Origin of the sequence: Flavihumibacter cheonanensis (genome assembly GCF_022352215.1) — a bacterium.
Classification (GTDB): domain Bacteria; phylum Bacteroidota; class Bacteroidia; order Chitinophagales; family Chitinophagaceae; genus Flavihumibacter; species Flavihumibacter cheonanensis.
The window spans coordinates 474909-493145 of record NZ_JAKRWF010000001.1; the positions used below are offsets into that span (position 1 = coordinate 474909).

At 42.7% G+C, this 18237-nt stretch carries 11 protein-coding genes; all 11 read right to left on the bottom strand.

Translation table 11 applies throughout. The annotated features are described in order from the left end of the window. Positions 1–17: 17 nt before the first annotated feature. Complete coding sequence (gene miaB, locus MD536_RS02120) at positions 18–1442, bottom strand: tRNA (N6-isopentenyl adenosine(37)-C2)-methylthiotransferase MiaB (RefSeq protein WP_239595255.1); 1425 nt, start codon at positions 1440–1442, stop codon at positions 18–20. A gap of 65 nt (positions 1443–1507) precedes the next feature. Then, positions 1508–2959 carry a TolC family protein gene (locus tag MD536_RS02125; protein WP_239595256.1) on the bottom strand — a complete coding sequence of 484 codons (1452 nt, stop codon included), beginning with the start codon at positions 2957–2959 and terminating at the stop codon, positions 1508–1510. A 12-nt stretch (positions 2960–2971) separates the two neighbouring features. Then, complete coding sequence (locus MD536_RS02130; RefSeq protein ID WP_239595258.1) at positions 2972–3643, bottom strand: ABC transporter ATP-binding protein; 672 nt, start codon at positions 3641–3643, stop codon at positions 2972–2974. Between the two features lie 166 nt (positions 3644–3809). Next, a complete protein-coding gene (locus MD536_RS02135; RefSeq protein WP_239595261.1) occupies positions 3810–6233 on the bottom strand; it encodes an ABC transporter permease in 2424 nt (807 codons plus the stop codon). Between the two features lie 37 nt (positions 6234–6270). Next, the gene (locus MD536_RS02140) at positions 6271–8706 is read right to left on the bottom strand and encodes an ABC transporter permease (protein ID WP_239595263.1); all 2436 of its coding nucleotides are present in this window, start codon (positions 8704–8706) and stop codon (positions 6271–6273) included. A gap of 9 nt (positions 8707–8715) precedes the next feature. After that, complete coding sequence (locus tag MD536_RS02145) at positions 8716–11076, bottom strand: ABC transporter permease (RefSeq protein ID WP_239595265.1); 2361 nt, start codon at positions 11074–11076, stop codon at positions 8716–8718. Between the two features lie 9 nt (positions 11077–11085). Next, positions 11086–13515, bottom strand: a complete 2430-nt coding sequence (locus MD536_RS02150; RefSeq protein WP_239595267.1) for an ABC transporter permease — start codon at positions 13513–13515, stop codon at positions 11086–11088. Positions 13516–13560: 45 nt separating this feature from the next. Then, entirely contained in the window at positions 13561–15927 is a 2367-nt protein-coding gene (locus MD536_RS02155) for an ABC transporter permease (RefSeq protein ID WP_239595269.1), read from the bottom strand. Between the two features lie 19 nt (positions 15928–15946). Further along, complete coding sequence (locus MD536_RS02160) at positions 15947–16624, bottom strand: ABC transporter ATP-binding protein (RefSeq protein ID WP_234865806.1); 678 nt, start codon at positions 16622–16624, stop codon at positions 15947–15949. Between the two features lie 15 nt (positions 16625–16639). Next, on the bottom strand, positions 16640–16840 hold the full coding sequence (locus MD536_RS02165) for a hypothetical protein (RefSeq protein WP_239595272.1): 201 nt from the start codon (positions 16838–16840) through the stop codon (positions 16640–16642). A gap of 81 nt (positions 16841–16921) precedes the next feature. After that, entirely contained in the window at positions 16922–18172 is a 1251-nt protein-coding gene (locus MD536_RS02170) for an efflux RND transporter periplasmic adaptor subunit (RefSeq protein WP_239595273.1), read from the bottom strand. Between the last annotated feature and the right edge of the window lie 65 nt (positions 18173–18237).

Sequence of the window (18237 nt, forward strand, 5' to 3'; positions counted from 1 at the left end):
TTCCTCCTTTACCCGTCTCACTTCTCACTTCTCACATTTCCAATCAATGTCGCCTGCGTACAATCGGTCACAGTTACCTCGAGGTAGTCACCTTTTTTTAGTTCCGCTGGTTTTGGAAATACGATTACTTTGTTCTGGCTGTTTCGCCCCATCCATTCATCCGGATTTTTTTTACTTGGCCCTTCCACCAGCACCTTGAATGTTTTGCCAAGGTCTTTTTCATTACTTTCCCGGCTTAATCTTCCCTGCAAGGCTACAATCTCGCTAAGCCGTTGTTTTTTTGTTTCCAGGGGTACATCATCAGTGTAGCGGCGGGCGGCCAGGGTGCCAGGTCGCTCACTGTAAAAAAACATATAACTCATGTCGTATTTGCTGTACTCCATGATGCTGAGGGTATCCTGGTGGTCTTCATCCGTTTCGGTACAAAAGCCGGCGATTACATCGGATGAAATGCCGCAATCGGGAAGTACTTCACGGATGCGGTCCACTTTAGCCATATACCACTCGCGGGTATAGGTACGATTCATGAGTTGCAACACTCGGGAACTGCCACTTTGTACCGGGAGATGTATGTATTTGCAGATATTTTCATATCGTGCCATGGTCTGCAATACCTCTTCCGTGATATCTTTTGGATGTGAGGTGGAGAAACGAACACGCAGATCAGGCGCTATCATCGCTACTTTTTCCAGCAGACGAGCGAAAGTCACAGCCTCTCCGACGGATTCATCAAAATAATGATAAGAATCTACGTTTTGTCCCAGCAGGGTCACTTCTTTATAACCGTCTCTGTACAACGTTTCACACTCTGCAACGATACTGGCGGCATCCCGGCTCCTTTCGCGGCCCCGGGTAAAGGGAACCACACAAAAGGAACACATATTGTTACAGCCACGCATGATACTAACGAAGGCAGAAACCCCGTTGGAATCGAGGCGAACGGGAGCAATATCAGCATAGGTTTCATCGCGACTAAGCAGCACTTTTACGGCTTTCTGACCTGTTTCCGCTTCTTCAATTAGCGCCGGAAGCGATCGATAGGCATCTGGCCCCACGACCATATCCACCAGCTTTTCTTCTTCCAGGAATTTAGCTTTAAGGCGTTCTGCCATACAGCCCAGTACGCCAATCAACAATCCCGGGTTGGATTTCTTTGCTTTTTTGAAATCGGTCAGTCGTTTACGAACGGTTTGTTCTGCTTTTTCCCGGATGGAGCAGGTATTGATAAAGATCAGATCAGCCTGTTCCAGGTTTCGGGTAGCTCCGAAGCCTTGCTCCTGCAGAATGGAAGCCACTATTTCGCTATCAGCGAAGTTCATCTGGCAACCATAACTCTCAATATAGAAATGTTTTTTGTATTGGTTTTCATCCACGGCAAAAGGCGCATACGCTTCTCCCTGCCTGTTTTCGTCATGTACTTTTTGCGTCAAAAAATCCAGCATCCCAATCAGTTTAAGGGAGCAAAATTAGCGAAAAACAAGCAATTGTGCCAAATTGACAGGAAGGATTACCAGATTGTTTTTCCCTGGTAAAAATCCAGCACCCTGGTACGGAATACATATTCGTATTTAGCGATGATCAGGTTGATAGTTGCCCTGTCGAGGTTGTTCTTAGCAGTCAGGTATTCTACTGAATTCAATACCCCTTCACTAAATCGGGCTTCAGCCGTACGAAAGGATTCCTGGAATGCGTCAACCTGTAGCAGCAAGGTTTTGTACCTGTTATAGGTTGCGTTCATATTGAGGTAGGCCTGTTCCACCTGTTGTTGCAAACGAATCCGGGTGTTTTTTTCAACCAGCTCGGCAGTTTTAAGTTGGATTTTTGCCCGGTCGATCCGGTTGCGTGTTTGCAGGGAGTTCAAGAGGGGAATCCGAAGCGCCAGATTAATATTGGTACCATAATTGTTTTTGAACTGATCACTGTAAGTGATTTTTTGCATATCAAATTCATCCCGCATGGTCAGGACAGGAGATTGTGTACCATTGATTTGAACATAGTCGCCAGTGGTTGTTTCAACCGTCCGGAGAAACTGGGCAGTTCGTGCTGCGCTGGAATAGTTTGTGTATAATGCACCATTCAGGCTCAGTGTTGGCCAAAGCTGGCTTTTCCAGGTTTTAACTCCTTTTTCAGCGCTTTCAGTGCGAAGCCGGGCTGCCTTCACCACGGCCAATTCATTGATTGCTGCCTGGTAAATGGTATTGGCATCTCCCTGGTAGGATTGAAGAAAATCTTCTGGTCGGATAGGTTCGAGTTCCAGGCTGGTATCGTAGGGAATATTCATCCACTGACAGAGGGTAAGCCTGGCTGCGTCCAACTGATTTTGGGTATTAACAAGATTGATTTCGTCATTGGCGAGTTGTCCTTTCAGGTCGAAATACTGGGAGGGCTGAACAGCACCTTCCTTATGCAGAATCTCCAGGCGCTCTACCTGTCGGCGGCTCAACTCAGCCTGGAGGCGAATTTGTTGTAATAGATCATTTGTACTTAATACAAGCAAATAGGCGTTCATTAGATTCAGGGTCAGATTGTCTTTAGCCTGTTGAATCTCTTCCTTGCCAGCTGCGAGGGCAAGGCGTTGTTGCTGGATATTGTTCTGCGTTGCCAGTCCGTTAAATAGTACTACACCACCATTAACAGCATAGTTTGCATAGTCAATTTTCTGATTCAGGTAACTGTTGGTAAACGGATCGATATTTCTACCCTGGTTGGAACCATGTTCAATCAGCCCATTTACCTGGGGTAACATATTTTGTTTGGCCTGTCGGTAATCAATACCTGTAGTTGCCGCCAGCAGTTCTGCCTGCTTGAGCTCGAGGTTATTGGCAAATGCAATATCCAGGCATTCTTTCAGTGATAACTGGCGACTGCTGTCCGTCTGCGCCAACAGACTGGTACCTGCTAATAGCAGGACCAGGCTTATTGCGCATACACATAGGAGTGAGGTTCTATTCTTCTTCATAAAAAAGGTCGCTTATCTGTTGTGTTCAATTCTTCCGTCTAATAAATGAATGATACGATTGCTGTAGGCTGCGTTTTTTTCCGAGTGGGTTACCTGGATGATGGTAACGCCGTCTTCTCTGTTGAGTTGGGTAAAAATGTCCATGATTTCTTCGCCTTGTTTGCTATTCAGGTTGCCGGTTGGTTCATCTGCCAGGATAAGTTTGGGTTTTGCGATCAGGGCTCTCGCAATGCCTACAAGCTGTTGTTGACCTCCTGAAAGCTGTGCCGGGAATAAATCCTTTTTACCCACTATATTGAACCGGTCCAGCATATCCGCAACTAATGCTTTTCGTTCGGAGGATTTGGTATCCTGATAGAGCAGCGGTGTTTCAATATTTTCGTAAACCGTAAGTTCATCAATCAGGTGGTAGGCCTGGAATACAAAACCGATATGTTGTTTGTATAACTGGGACCGTTGTTTTTCTTTTAAGGTATGTACGGGCTGATCATAAAACTGATAAGAGCCTTCATCTGCCGTATCGAGCATGCCGACTACATTAAGCAGGGTGGATTTTCCTGAACCAGATGGTCCCATTATCGAAACAAATTCTCCTTCTTCAATGCCCAGGTTGATGTCTTTAAGTAGAAAGATGCGGTTGTTACCCTGGTTAACCCATTTTGAAATATGCTCCAGTTTAATCATGATTCGTCGGTTAAATTATCTGCTAAGACAAAATGAAATATTGTGCCAATTCTTTAAAATATTGATTATCAATTTGTTGGGGCCTTTGTTTGACATGTAACTGTTCGGTAATGATACAATCATTGTTCGGTTGTGCCCCATCATATGTCTGAGTCCCGCAGGATAGTTATTCTGACTTAAGTGCATCGACAGGATTGGAAAGAGCGGTTCTGATAGTTTGAATACTGATAGTCGCAACTGCGATAATTAGGGCAACTGCAATTGCGGATGGCAATAACCACCAGCTGATTTCAATTCGGTAAGCAAAATTGTCCAGCCAGTTTTGCATGGCCCACCAGGCAACCGGACAGGCAATTATCCCTGCTATTACTATTAGTTTGATAAAATCACTCGCTAGCATAGCAACTATATTGTTTACACTTGCACCTACTACTTTCCGGATACCAATTTCTTTGATCCGGGATTGAATGGAATAGTTCGTTAACCCAAACAATCCCAGACAGGCAATCAGAATGGCCCATACCGCACCCGTAGTAAAGAGTGAACCATATTTTGTTTCTGTAAGATATTGCCGGTTAAACTGTTCGTCTGCAAATGAATATTCAAATGGATTATTTGGAAAACTTTCCCGGTATGTTTTTTCAATCAGGGAAATCTGATGCTTTAGGTTACCAGGAGCCAATCTAATGGAATAAAATACATTATTGTTCTGAGGATAAAAAATGATTGGGTCGATGGCATTTTGTAAACCTGTATGATGATAATTTTTAACCACACCAATTACCTGTATGGTCCGTTCATCCCAGGTAACTCTTTTTGTGAGTGCTTCCTCCGGGGAACTAAAACCCAGTTGTTCTATAGCCCGCTCGTTCATTAACACTCTGTCATTTTTATTCCATTCAACAGCTGTTTCTGCAGGAGTAAAATTTCTGCCAGCAACCAATGGTATTCGGTAAGTTGAGAGATAACGGTGGTCTATAATCGAAAATGCAAATGATTTTTGTTTCACGCTTTCGGAGGAGCCTGGTTGTGAAAAGCCGGCTGTCCGAAAATTATAGTAATAACCGGGAACGGAACCGGTAAGGGTGAATTCCTGTATCTGCGGATTGGACTCCAGGGACTGAACAAATCCGCTTTTTTGAATTGAAAAACTGCTATCGGTAGTAATGGAAGGTCCCCGAACGATCAACATTTTTTCAATATCCATCCCAAGTGCACTCTTTTGCATGAAGCCTATTTGCTTATAGATAATAAACGTGGTCAACACCAGTCCGATTGAAATAGCAAACTGGGTTACAACCAATAATTTTCGAAGGGTAACACCTTTACCGGATATAGTCATCCTGCTTTTAATAACTGCCAAAGGCTGGAAACGGGTAATAACAAGTGCGGTATACCAGCCAGACAGTAGTGCTCCTGAAATAAAGATCAGTGACCCTATTAATGTGATTGTATTCCAATGTATAGTAGTCAGTGAAAGTTCTTTTTGAATCAGGGTGTTAAAAAAAGGCTGAATAAGATAGACCAAAAAGAGAGCAAAAAATAGTCCCAACAGGTTGATGGCGATGGATTCAGTAAGATACAGTTGAACAAGCGAAGAGCGGCTCGCTCCAATAATTTTGCGGATGCTTATTTCATGTGATCGTTTAATAGATTGTGCAGTGGACAAATTTATGTAATTAAACCAGGCCATGCATAAAATCAGCAGTGCCACTAATCCCAAAATATAAATATAGCGGAGGTTTCCATAGGTAGGATAGAAGTCGTCAAAGCTGATAGTCAGGTGCATTTGCGTTAGAGGTTGCAGGTGCAGCAGGGTGCCATCATTCTCCGGTATTGCAGATTGGCGGACAGAATTGATTTGCTTTTCCAACGTTGCCGGGTCAGTTCCCGGAACTAATTTGACCATAGTCTGAATGTACTGGGAGGACAGGTTGTTGATGTTTACCCAATCGTTTCCTTGCATGTAGGAAGCAACACCGAGTGTTTCTAGCGAAAAAACCATGTCGTATTGAATATCGGAGTTGTCGGGAATCGAATAGACTCCAGCGATTCGAAAAATACCCTCACCAAATTGATTGTAGAGCAAAATGGTTTGCCCAACAGGATTCTGATTTGGAAAATATTTCACAGCCGCCTTTTCTGAGAGAAAGCAGGTAAAAGGTTGGTTTAATTTAGCGGCTTTTCCTGCCTTGACCGGAAAGCTGAAAAAACTAAAGAAGTTTCCATCCACATATCCTATGGCTGATTCCCGAAACGGGTCTGCGGCAGGATTATTCACTTTCACAACTCCCTGAGCGATGCCCGTTTCATAACGACAATAGTCTGTAATAACCGGGAGTTTTTCTTTAATCAACGGACCAATTCCGGGTTCCATTTCCGACCAGGCTGAACCTTCCGGATTGCTATACACCAGGCGATACATCTGCTCCTTGTCTGCATGGAATAGATTGTAACTTTTTTCTGTTGAAATAAATTCAAGTATGAGCAGAAAGGCTGCGATACCAAGTGCAATACCTGCTATGTTCAGTACACTGTAAATTTTATTACGGGTAATATGCCGAATGGTGATAATCAGGTCATTGGTCATAATAAGTGGTATGGTATGCCCTCGCAAATGTGTGACCTTATTCAGTTTTAAGGCTTTTGACAGGGTTTGCCAAAGCAGCTGAGATAGCTTTGTAACCAACGGTGAGCCATGCAATAAAAAGGCTTATAACAACCGCGATTAAAAAAATCCACCAGCCTATTTCAATTCGGAAGACAAAATTCTCGAGCCAACCACTCATCATATACCAGGCTACCGGGGCCGCCATTGCAAAAGCTATTAATATGAGAATAGTAAACTCTTTTGAGAATAAAACCACAATACTTCCAACAGAAGCACCGAGTACCTTGCGAATGCCAACTTCTTTTGTTTTCTGTACGGCCATAAAAGATATCAGTCCGTACAGCCCCAGGCAGGAAATCACAATTGCAAGAGCAGCAAATACTTTATATAATCTGCTGAGTCGTTCTTCCTGCTGGTAAAAGTTGTTAATGGTTTCATCCAGGAAACTGGCACGGAAGGCATATTCAGGATAAAACCGATTCCACACTTTTTCAATTTTACTCAGCGCCTGTCCGGGGTTGCTGGTTTCCAGCCGGATATTGGTTTGGGCCATATAATTCCCCAATTTACCCGGCGCATGGAAAAGAACAGTAGGTTTAATAGATTCCCTGAGTGAATTGTTTTTAAAGTCCTTTACTACACCAGCGATGGGCATCCATTCGGAAATACCAATACGGATTGTTTTTCCGACGGCTTCCTCTGGAGTTTTTAATCCCAGTTTTTTCACCATTGTTTCATTAATAACCACTTTACGGAGAGAGTCCTCTGATCTGTAAAATTCACCCGCTGCCATCTTTAATCCGAACGTTTCAACATAGGATCCATCGGCCATCTTAATGTGCGTATCAAAAGGGAGATCCTCATTGATCTGATTGAACGCAAAATTCATTGTCCAGTTATTATCACTGGATGGAGCATCCATGGAAAAGGAAATATGTTTTACTTCAGGTAATTGTTGCAGCGCAGCTTTGAATCCGGTGTGTTTTGCGATACTTGTACTATCCATGTTTCCTGAAAGCAGCAGTGTAGATTCTTTATTAAAACCCAGATCTGCTTTTCGGATAAAGTTCATTTGTGAAACTGCAATAATGGTTGCAATGACAAGCAACTGTGCGAATGCAAATTGAAGTATAACCAGTACTCTTCTTAGGGAAAGTCCGGCTATTGAATGAGCATGAATTTTATTTTTTATAGCTTCTACCGGGTTGAATCTGCTTAAAACAAGTGCAGGGTAAAATCCGGAAAGTAATACAGTTGCCAACAATATAATTACTAAAAACAGGAGCACATTTGACTGAAAAAGCGGAAGCTTTTCCTGAATATCTGTAATGTATTTAAGATAGGGAAGTGTTAGCCAGGTTATAAGGAGCGCTATTATCATCGCGAATGATACAAGCAAAAATGTTTCCGCCAATAATTGAATGCGTAATTGTACACGGGTGCTGCCCATTACTTTTCTGATTCCGATTTCTTTGCTCCTTTTTACTGCCAGGGCGGTGGAAAGATTGATAAAATTGATGCAGGCCATTAACAGGATCAACAAACCAATTAACTGCAACGTCATCAGGGATGATTTGCTGGTGATATGTGTTCCATTGTTTCCAAATCTTGTGTCGAAATGGATTTCTTTCAGTGGGAGTAAAAAATGAAAAATTTTACCAACGGCTTCAGGACGGTAATATTTTTTTACAAAATCCTGTAATTGCTTATTTACCTGTTCTGGTTGAACTGACTGTGGCAATAGTGCATATACCTGATGGTTGGAGGTGGAAAATCCCCAGGATTCTTTGTTCTGTTCATAACCCCATAAATCGAGATTGGATTCTAATGTGGCATAGGATGGCAGCATTTGAAAATTAAAATCCGTGTTGGGTGGTGGTTCTGCAAATACGGCCCCAACCCGTAATCTGATTTTGTTTTCAAACAACAGGGATCGTCCCACAGCATTACTTTCGGAACCAAAATACTTGATAGCCTTGGAGCGTGATAGGGCGATCATATCGGGTTTACTTAAGATTTCCGGAGATCCTTCAACCCATGAAAAGGAAAAGAAATCTGCGATCCCCGGTTCTACAAAAAATACTCCCTGCTCTTCCAGGAATTTTTTATTGCTTACCTGGTCGGCTGCATCCAATACAGTGAATTGAGCGCCAAATGAAGTAAAAAGCTCAGTAAACTTTATCGTTGGAAAATCATTGCTGAGTGCTTTTTTAGCCGGAAGGGCAATGCCGCCATAAAAATCTTCATTTCCCTCTTTAACTTCTTTTTTTACTACCTGGTAAATCCTTTCTGAATTCGTGTGATAGGTGTCGAAACTATATTCGTGCTTAACTACCAGGAAAATAACCAGACATGCAGCTAGTGCAATGGCCAGTCCCGCAAGATTGAGAAATGAATTGGTCCCATAACGGCGAATATTCCGGATAGCTATGGTAATATAGTTGCTTATCATAAATTAGGTTTATTCTGATTTCAAACTTTTAACCGGATTGGATACAGCTGCTTTAATTGCCTGGATACTGGTGGTTAACAGTGCAATTGTCAGACTTAAAAAGCCAGTTGCAACAAACACCCATATATCTATGGAAGTTTTATAAGCATACCCTTTCAACCATTGGTTCATTAGTATCCAGGCTATTGGTGAAGCAACGATGAAGGAAATCAGCACGAGTTTCAGGAAATCTTTGGACAATAAGCTGGTTATCGATGAAACAGAAGCGCCCAATACCTTACGGATGCCAATTTCTTTGAACCGTGTGGCTGCCATATAAGTGGCCAATCCAAACAAGCCCATGCAGGAAATGAATATAGTCAGCCCGGCAAACAAGGCAGCCAGTGAACCCATTTTTTTCTCTTCTTCAAATTTGGAAGCGTAAGCCTGGTCAACGAATGTGTAATCAAATGGATAACTGGGATTGAATTTTTTGAATATAGTTTCTGCTTTTTTGAGATTCGTGCTTACACTGTTAGTTGGATTCAGGCGGAAATGAATCACATTAAACCATCCATGTGCACCTTCAATTACCATTGGTTGGGTTTTGGCAAACGGAGAATGGAGGATAAAGTCTTTGATAACCCCGATCACGGTCCAATCCTGGCCATTATCCTGAATAACCTGACCAATGGGATCCGAAAATCCCATTGCTTTTACAGCTGATTCATTCAACAGTACGGCAGCTGAATCAGATGGATGGGCAGCCAGATCAAAATCCCTGCCTTTCACCAGTTCAAGTCCGGCCGTTTTTACAAATTGCTGATCAGCACAAAAGCGATCAAATAACGTACGGTCGTCTGGTTGTTTTCCCTTCCAGCCGATACCCCAGGTATTACTCCAGCCTTCGGTTAGCGGAGCGCTCGTTTTGGTAACAGAGGTGGCTACACCTGAAGAGAGCAACTCGTTTTTTATTAAATCATAATTTTTTTCAGCCGTGCCAGTCAGGAAATAATACAATAACTGGTCCTTGTTATACCCATTGTTGCGGTTTTGAGCATAATTGATCTGTTTTTTTATGACCAGTGTACTAATAATCAGAATAATGGCGAATGTGAATTGTAAAACCACCAGCACTTTTCTTGGATTGATTGCTGATTGTGTTTTTTTGAATGTTCCTTTCAATACTTTGGTAGGCTGGAAACCTGATAGAAAAAAAGCCGGATAACTGCCTGCTATAAGTCCTGTTAGCAAAATAAATCCTGCCCATAAGCCCCATGCTAACGGATTTGTATAATCGATTTCAACCAGTTTACCGGTAAATGTATTAAAGGCGGGTAGGGTTAGTTGTACCAAAATAAGGGACAGTATTCCGGCCAAAAATGCAATCAGAATGGATTCACCCAGGAACTGTCCCATCAAATTATGCCGCATGGCACCTATTACTTTACGAATGCCAACTTCTTTTGCACGCTGCTCACTTTTGGCAGTGCTGAGGTTCATAAAATTGATGCAGGCAATTAATAATATAATAGCACCAACGATGGTAAAGATTCGGATGTACTCAATCATTCCTCCTTCTTCCACACCTTCAGTAAAATTGGAATAAAGTCTCCAACGCTCGATTGGATACAGAAAAAATCCACCGGTGGGATCATCACGATCGTATTTTTTGCGGAAATTTTCCAGTTTTGCATTGGCACTCTCCACTTTTGAACCTGGTTTGAGTAAAGCATAAGTACGTGTTGAATTATTCCCCCAATAGTTATCATCCCATCCTTGTGCACGCAGAAAGGCCCAGGGCAAGAGGCATTCGAACTGAAAACGGGAGTTGTTTGGCGGGTCCTGTACTACTGCTGTAACGGTTAACTGGAATTTTTCATTTAACTCCAGGGTCTGGCCAATCGGGTTATCTGTTCCAAACAATTTGGCTGCAGTCGATGCTGTTAACACCACACCAGACGGATTCATAAGAGCATTTTGCTTATTTCCTTTCAGCACTGGGAAACTGAAAATTTGCAGGAAGGTTGAATCCACCATGGATGCTTTCATCATAATGGTCTTATCCCCAAATCGTGTAAGATAGTTGTCAGCCCAGTTTACCCTGGTAGTGGTTTCAATTTCGGGTATATCTGACTCTAAGGCGCTCGCCAGAATTTTTGGAGTTGTATTCCAGCAGGAAACCTTACCGTTGAAATTTCCTTTATTCCAGGCTTCAAAAATCCGGTCTTTTTTTTCATGGAACCGGTCGAAACTAATTTCATGACTGATCCAAAGAAAAATCAGAATAGCAGATGCCATTCCAACAGCAAGGCCCAGGATGTTGATGGCCGAGAACCCCTTGTATTTAACGAGGTTTCGAAAAGCGATCTTGAAATAATTAAACAGCATACAACTAGTTTATTCTGAACGAAGACTTTTGATCGGATTGGTGATGGCGGCTTTTATTGCTTGTCCACCTACTGTTAGCAATGCAATCAAGGCAGCAATACATCCTGCCAGTAGAAATACCCACCAGCCCAGTGATGTTTTGAAAGCGAAATTCTCCAGCCATTTGTTCATGGCATACCAGGCCAGGGGGAAAGCAATCAGGGCTGCTATACTCACCAGTTTCAGGAAGTCGCGTGTGAGCAGGCTCACAATTTGTTGAACAGAGGCTCCCAATACTTTACGTACACCTATTTCTTTATTCCGTTGTTCAGCCATGAAAGCTGCCAGTCCAAATAAACCAAGACAGGCAATCAGAATGGTCAGTATCGCAAAGCTCAACACCAACTGTCCAACACGCTGTTCTGCGTCGTACATGCGGGAGAAGGATTCATCCAGGAAGCTGTATTCAAATGGCATTCCCGGAGCCATCTTATTCCATACTCCTTCGATCTGGGATATCAATGGTTTGATTTGGCTGGTATTCACTTTGAAAGCAATTGACCAGTCGGCCGGTTTAAGCCAGAAGGCAACCGGACCAATCTGCTGCTTCATCGACTGAAAATGAAAATTCTTTACTACGCCAATAATCGTGTACGGTTCGGTTGCACCACCATTATTCCCTGCAAATAATTTTTTACCCACAGGATTATTCAATCCCATAAGGGCTGCTGTCGTTTCATTGATGATGATGGCAGCTGAATCTGTTCCAAATTCTTTTGAAAAATTCCTGCCGTATTTCATTTCCATACCAAGTAGTGGAATATAGTTTTCATCAATTCCCCAGATTTGCATATTCAGACTGGAGCTGGAGGTCATTGCTGCCTGGGTAGAAAACGTGCGGTCGGTTCTTGCACTTTCCGCAACTGGCATAAAGCCGCTGTACGTACTTCCGGTTACACCTGATAATTTCATGATTTCATTCCGGAATCCTTCCTTCTTCGTACCCAATGTGTACGTATTGTTTATCACCAATACCTGTTCTTTATTAAAACCAAGGTTCCTGGTTTGTATATAATTTAATTGGCGATAAATTATAATGGTTCCAACAATAAGGATGATGGAGGTAACAAATTGTACTACAACAAGTGTGCTTCTCAGACCAGCTTTGCTGCTTCCTGTACTGAATTTTGATTTCAATACCTGTAATGGCTGAAAGGAAGAGAGGAAAAATGCCGGATAAGTTCCAGCGAGTAATCCCACCAGTAAAGGCAGGAGTAAATAAATACTGATTAATTCTGGGGTAAAGAGGTCTCGTAGTATAAATTGTTTACCGGAAAGCTCATTAAACAATGGAAGTAGCAATACTGCGCTCAATAATGCAATTCCTATAGATACATAGGCCAGCAATGTGGATTCAGTCAGAAACTGCTTTATCAATGTTCCTTTCCCGGAACCCAGCACCTTACGTATCCCAACTTCACGGGCACGATTAGCCGATCTTGCGGTAGCCAGGTTCATAAAATTAATGCAGGCGATCACTAATATAAACAGCGCTACAGCAGAGAATACATAAACATATTGAATATTACCATTTACCGCCAATTCCGGAAATCGGTTGGAATGCAGGTGTATATCGGTAAGAGCTGTTAAGCTGTATTGTAGTTTGTTTCCGGACTGCTCAAATTCTTCTATGCTTTTGATCTGCATTTCCTGTTGGGCTACTGGTAATACATGGCGCATGATATATCCCGGGAATTTTGCTTCCAGGCTGGCTGGATTGGTGCCTTTTTTTAGCAGCAGATAGGTTTGGAAATTGTGGCTCAGGATTTGCCCGAACTGATAACCGCAGTTTTCCATGGCAAACAAAAAGTCCGGGCGATAATGCGATTGTTTAGGTACATCTTCCATTACCCCGGTAATCTTATAAAGCGTCGATCCATTTTCATTGGTTTCAAGGTTTTTCCCAATAACATCTGTAGTTCCAAAATATTTTTCAGCCATGGAACGGGAAAGGACTACTGTGTTGGGTTCATCCAATGCATTTTTTAAATCTCCGGCCACCGCTTTTGCGGAAAAGACATCGAAATAAGTGGAGTCTACATGAGCTACTTTAGTTTCATTTAAATATGCCGATCCCTTTTTGATCATTTTGGCACCTGAACTATTATAAATTCGGGTATACTCTTCGATTTCGGGATAGTCTTTTTTTAATAATTCTCCCATTGGATCAGATGCAACCGCCAGATTCAATTCTGTTCCTCCCATTACAATATCTGAATTGATCCGATAGATGCGATCTGAATTTTCATGATAGCGATCATAACCCAATTCATTGGTTACATATAACATGATCAAGAGAAAACAGGTGAGGCCTGCTGCAAGTCCCACAATATTCAGCGTTGTAAAGAATTTATTCTTTACCAGGCTACGATAAGCGATTTTCCAATGATTCGTCAACATGTTATTATTTTTATGTCGTTTCATCCACCGGTCGGGTGGCACCAACTATTCTGATCTCAATGAGGTTACCGGATTTTTTAGGGCGGTACGGGAGGCATTCAGGCTGATGGTAATCCATGCAAGGATGGCCACCGCGGCTGCCACCAGCAGGAATACTAAGGGATTGATACTGATACGGTACGCGTAATTCGACAACCAGCCATTCATCATCCACCAGGTCATGGGTATGGCAATCAGGAAAGCCAGGGCAATCAGAATGGCAAACTCTTTTGAAAGAAGGAGTAACAATTGCTGTACAGAAGCTCCCAGGACTTTTCGGATACCGATTTCTTTCTTACGTCGCTCAATGGCGAAGGATACCAGTCCAAATAAACCAAGACAACAAACAAAAATGGCTAATCCTGAAAATATTACACCCAGGGTTCCCACCAGTTTTTCATTATTGAATTTCTCGTTGAAAAAGTCATCAATAAAACGGTATTCAAAGAGGTAATCAGGACTGAACTGATTGTGCAGTTGTTCTATTTTTGCAACTGCTTTTTTAATATCGACTCCTTCTTTAAACCGGATATTGATACGGCCTGCCCATCCGCCACCTTGTACCAGCATCATGGGGTCTGGTGCGGCATAGGGGGAGTTGATTACCATATTATCAATAACTCCGACAATTCTTCTGGTTCTTCCAGCCCATTCAATCTCCTTACCAATGGGCTCTTTAATACCCATTACTTCGATTGCCGCTTTGTTGAAAATTACCTGGTGTGTATCACTTGCCAGGAAGTCGCGACCGTCCAGCACTTTTGCCTGTACTGTTTTTGCAAAATCGGCATCCGTGAACATAAAACCAATTACCAGGTTATCTGATTGTGACATACCACTCATTCGAATACCGGATGTATAACCGAAAAGATCTGTTATCTGGTTGCCGGTTCGGTTGACAGATTCCACCCATCCTGTTGCATACAGTTCATTTTTAAAAGCAGAGAGCTGCCGGTCTAACTGTGCTGAAGAGTTCACCATAAGCAGGTTTTCCTGTTTGTAACCAAGGTCTCTTTGTTGTACGAAGTTGATTTGCTGATATATTAATAAGGTTGCAGAAATCAGCAGGATGGATATCGTGAATTGTGCCGTAACCAATACTTTACGTGGTGTGAGGTTGGATTTTCCCCTTGAAAAACTACCTTTCAGCACTTTTACAGGATTAAATCCAGACAGATAAAATGCGGGGTAACTGCCTGCGATGATTCCAGTTAACAATACAACGCCTCCTCCAAGTAGCCACCAATAAGGATCCTGGAATGGTAAACGGATGGGTTGATTCAGAAGACTGCTAAAGGGTGGAACCGTGATCCAAACTATTAATGCAGCAACCAGGAAAGAAGCAATTGCCATTAGTAAGGATTCTGCTATAAATTGAAATACCAGCTGCTTGCGCATGGAACCCAATGTTTTCCGGATGCCTACTTCTTTAGCTCTTTTTTCTGATCTGGCAGTAGAAAGGTTCATGAAATTAACACAGGCAATCAATAAAATCACTATTGCAATCCAGGTGAAAAGTTGCACATATTGAATCCTTCCGCCTGTATTTATACCTTCCCGGAATTCTTCGTATAACCGCCACCTTTTCATGGGATGAAGTATGATCTCCCCGCGAGTAGTAGGATTTTCAGAGCCGGTTTTTTGTTTGATCAATGCCAGTGTTTTGGCTTCCACTGATTTTTTATCAGCACCTTGCCGAAGCAGGAAAAAAACACGGTTGCCGCAATTTACCCAATCGGATTGTGCATCTTTTACCCATTGTGCGGAGGGGTTAAAGGATTGGAGCAGGTCAAATTGAACCGTGTTGGTTCGTGCAAGATCTTTCACAACTGCTTTAACATAAACTGTGCGGTCATTATTTAATTTTACCGCTTCGCCAACAATATTGGTACGGTTAAACAGACTACGGGCAGTGGATTCGGTAACCAGAATACCATCCGGATCCTGCAATCCAGCTGGTTCACCTTCCAGGAATTCAACAGTGAAAATATCCAGGAACTCAGGAGTTGTGGTCACTGATTGCCGGTTCAGTTTTTTATCTCCAACTGTCAGCAGTACTGTAGATGGGAAACCCGTTACACTTGCTTTTTCCACTTCGGGTATCGCAGTCATGGCTGCTGCCGAAAGGGGAAACATCATATCGTTTCCGGTATTAATCTCCCCATTAAAATTCCGGTTAACCATTACATGGTGAATCCGGTTGTATTTTTCATTGTCTTTGTCCCAGGAGCGCTCACTATACACCCAAAGGAAAATAAGCAGGGTTGCAGCCATGCCGATGGATAACCCGGTAATATTCAGGAAAGTGAAGAACCTGTTTTTGAGCAGGTTTCTATACGCCAGTTTAAAATAGTTGAAAAGCATTGTTGACATTACATTTACCCGACGGGTGTTAGACCATGATGTTTTCCATAACTGTCTGGCCATCCAGCATCCTGACGATGCGATGGCTATAGCGGGCATCGTGTTCGGAGTGGGTTACCATGATAATGGTGGTGCCCTGCTCGTTCAGGTCGGTTAGCAGTTGCATTACTTCATTACCATTGGAAGAATCAAGGTTTCCGGTTGGTTCATCCGCTAGTATCAGTTTAGGATTATTTACAACGGCCCTTGCTACCGCAACTCTTTGCTGTTGTCCGCCTGACAGTTGCTGAGGATAGTGATTGCGGCGATGCATAATGACCATTTTGTCCAATACATCCTCCACTATCTTCTTTCTTTCTGCAGGTTTTACTCCGGTATAGATCAAGGGAAGCTCAACATTTTCATAAACGGTCAGTTCATCAATGAGGTTGAAGCTCTGAAAAACAAAACCGATATTGTGTTTTCTCAGGTCTGCCCGTTTGCGTTCATTGAATCCGGCCACTTCAATACCATTAAAGAGGAAGGAACCTGCATCGGGGTCATCCAGGAGCCCCAGTATATTGAGTAAGGTGGACTTACCGCAGCCGGAGGGACCCATGATGGCTACAAATTCTCCTTCTTTCACTTCCAGCGAAAGTTTATTTAAGGCAACCGTTTCCACTTCTTCAGTGCGGTAAATTTTTTCGAGATTACTGATCTTGATCATACAAGGGATGATTTATTATATGGTTGTGAGAATAAAAAGAGGGGAGGACTCTTCGAGCGTGCTTTTAGATTCCTCCTGGACAAGGTTTAATGGTTCTGCTTTGCAAGCTGCTTGCTTAAATGGATTCACCCTGCAACGCTCTCCACTCATAAGAGGAGCAGTGCTGGAAATCGCAACAACCAGCAGCAGAAATATTTTTGTTAGGGTTGAAGACATTGTATGGAATTATGAATTATGAATTGTGAATTCTGAATTTGGAAATAGATGTATTACTTCTTACTTCCAACTTCATACTTCTTACTTTAAAATGAGTTCCTGGTTATCGCCGAAGTTTTCATAGCTGGAAGTGATGACTTTATCACCAGGCTGAAGGCCTTCAAGCACTTCATAGGTATCCGGACTCTGCATTCCCAACTGTACATTTACCTTGTAGGCCATTGTACCCGCTCCGTTTAGTTTGTAAACCCAGTTACCACCGGTTTGCTGGTAGAATCCTCCTTTGGGCAGCAGGATTGCCTGCTTTTCATCGGATAATGCCAGGCGAATCTGCAAGGTTTGACCGCGACGGATGCCTTGCGGAACATCTTTTTCAAATTCCATATCAACCTGGAAACGCCCCCCTGTTACCTGGGTATAAATCTTTTTAATAACAAGTGCATATTCTTTACCGGCAAAGGTGAACGTACCGCGAAGTCCAGTGAAAATACGGGAGATATAGTGCTCATCTATATCCACCCGTACCTTATATCCACTCATGACATCCAGTTGCCCGAGTCGCTCGCCTTTGTTTTTAGATTGACCGATTTCTGCATCCAGGGAAGTAAGCTGTCCGTCTACGGGCGCTCTCACTATAAGGTCACCTACTTTCTTTCGCATCAGTTGCAATGCGTTTTGCATACGCTCAAAACTTTGCTGCATTTGAGAAAGTTGTTGACGGTTGGAAACAGAATCTTTGTTTAAAATATCTACTGTCAGGGCTTTTCTTCGTACCTGGTATTCATAAAGGTTTTTGCTCGACTGATATTCTTGTTTACCGATGGCTTTCTGGTTAAAGAGGCGCTCATTAACTCTGTATAAACGCTCGGCCTCTTTCAGTGCATTGTCTACTTCTGCCATCTGATTCAGACGGGTAATGGTATTCTGATCAGCATTGTTTTTAGAGATCTGCATCTGCGTTAATACATTGAATACCTGGGTCTCCTGGTTGGATAAGCTCAATTCAAGATCCGTATTGCTCAGCCGGAGAATGGGTTGACCTTTTGTCATCATCGCGCCATCTTCCACATATTTTTCTTCGACCCGACCACCTTCTGTAGCATCCAGATAGATGGTGGTTACGGGTAACACGATTCCATTTACCGGAATATTTTCCTGAAAAACACCTTTTGTGATTTCGCTGATGGTAATTCGTGCTGGGTCCACATTCAGGCGGCTTGCACCCTGGGTGAAATAATAGCTGCCTGCTAACAGGGCTACCAGCGCAAACACGCCGCCGATTGTTACCAGCTTTTTGGATGACCATTTCTTTTTTTCGATGACTCTGTCCACGTTCTGAAATTTTTCTTGTTAGGCTCATACAGGTAGTCTAAACCCTGTGCCAAAATGTAAATCAT

What these genes read in the sequence shown, in the direction of transcription:
- miaB (WP_239595255.1), bottom strand. Translation starts at nt 1,442, where the DNA reads ATGCTGGATTTTTTGACGCAAAAAGTACATGACGAAAACAGGCAGGGA.
- MD536_RS02125 (WP_239595256.1), bottom strand. Translation starts at nt 2,959, where the DNA reads ATGAAGAAGAATAGAACCTCACTCCTATGTGTATGCGCAATAAGCCTG.
- MD536_RS02130 (WP_239595258.1), bottom strand. Translation starts at nt 3,643, where the DNA reads ATGATTAAACTGGAGCATATTTCAAAATGGGTTAACCAGGGTAACAAC.
- MD536_RS02135 (WP_239595261.1), bottom strand. Translation starts at nt 6,233, where the DNA reads ATGACCAATGACCTGATTATCACCATTCGGCATATTACCCGTAATAAA.
- MD536_RS02140 (WP_239595263.1), bottom strand. Translation starts at nt 8,706, where the DNA reads ATGATAAGCAACTATATTACCATAGCTATCCGGAATATTCGCCGTTAT.
- MD536_RS02145 (WP_239595265.1), bottom strand. Translation starts at nt 11,076, where the DNA reads ATGCTGTTTAATTATTTCAAGATCGCTTTTCGAAACCTCGTTAAATAC.
- MD536_RS02150 (WP_239595267.1), bottom strand. Translation starts at nt 13,515, where the DNA reads ATGTTGACGAATCATTGGAAAATCGCTTATCGTAGCCTGGTAAAGAAT.
- MD536_RS02155 (WP_239595269.1), bottom strand. Translation starts at nt 15,927, where the DNA reads ATGTCAACAATGCTTTTCAACTATTTTAAACTGGCGTATAGAAACCTG.
- MD536_RS02160 (WP_234865806.1), bottom strand. Translation starts at nt 16,624, where the DNA reads ATGATCAAGATCAGTAATCTCGAAAAAATTTACCGCACTGAAGAAGTG.
- MD536_RS02165 (WP_239595272.1), bottom strand. Translation starts at nt 16,840, where the DNA reads ATGTCTTCAACCCTAACAAAAATATTTCTGCTGCTGGTTGTTGCGATT.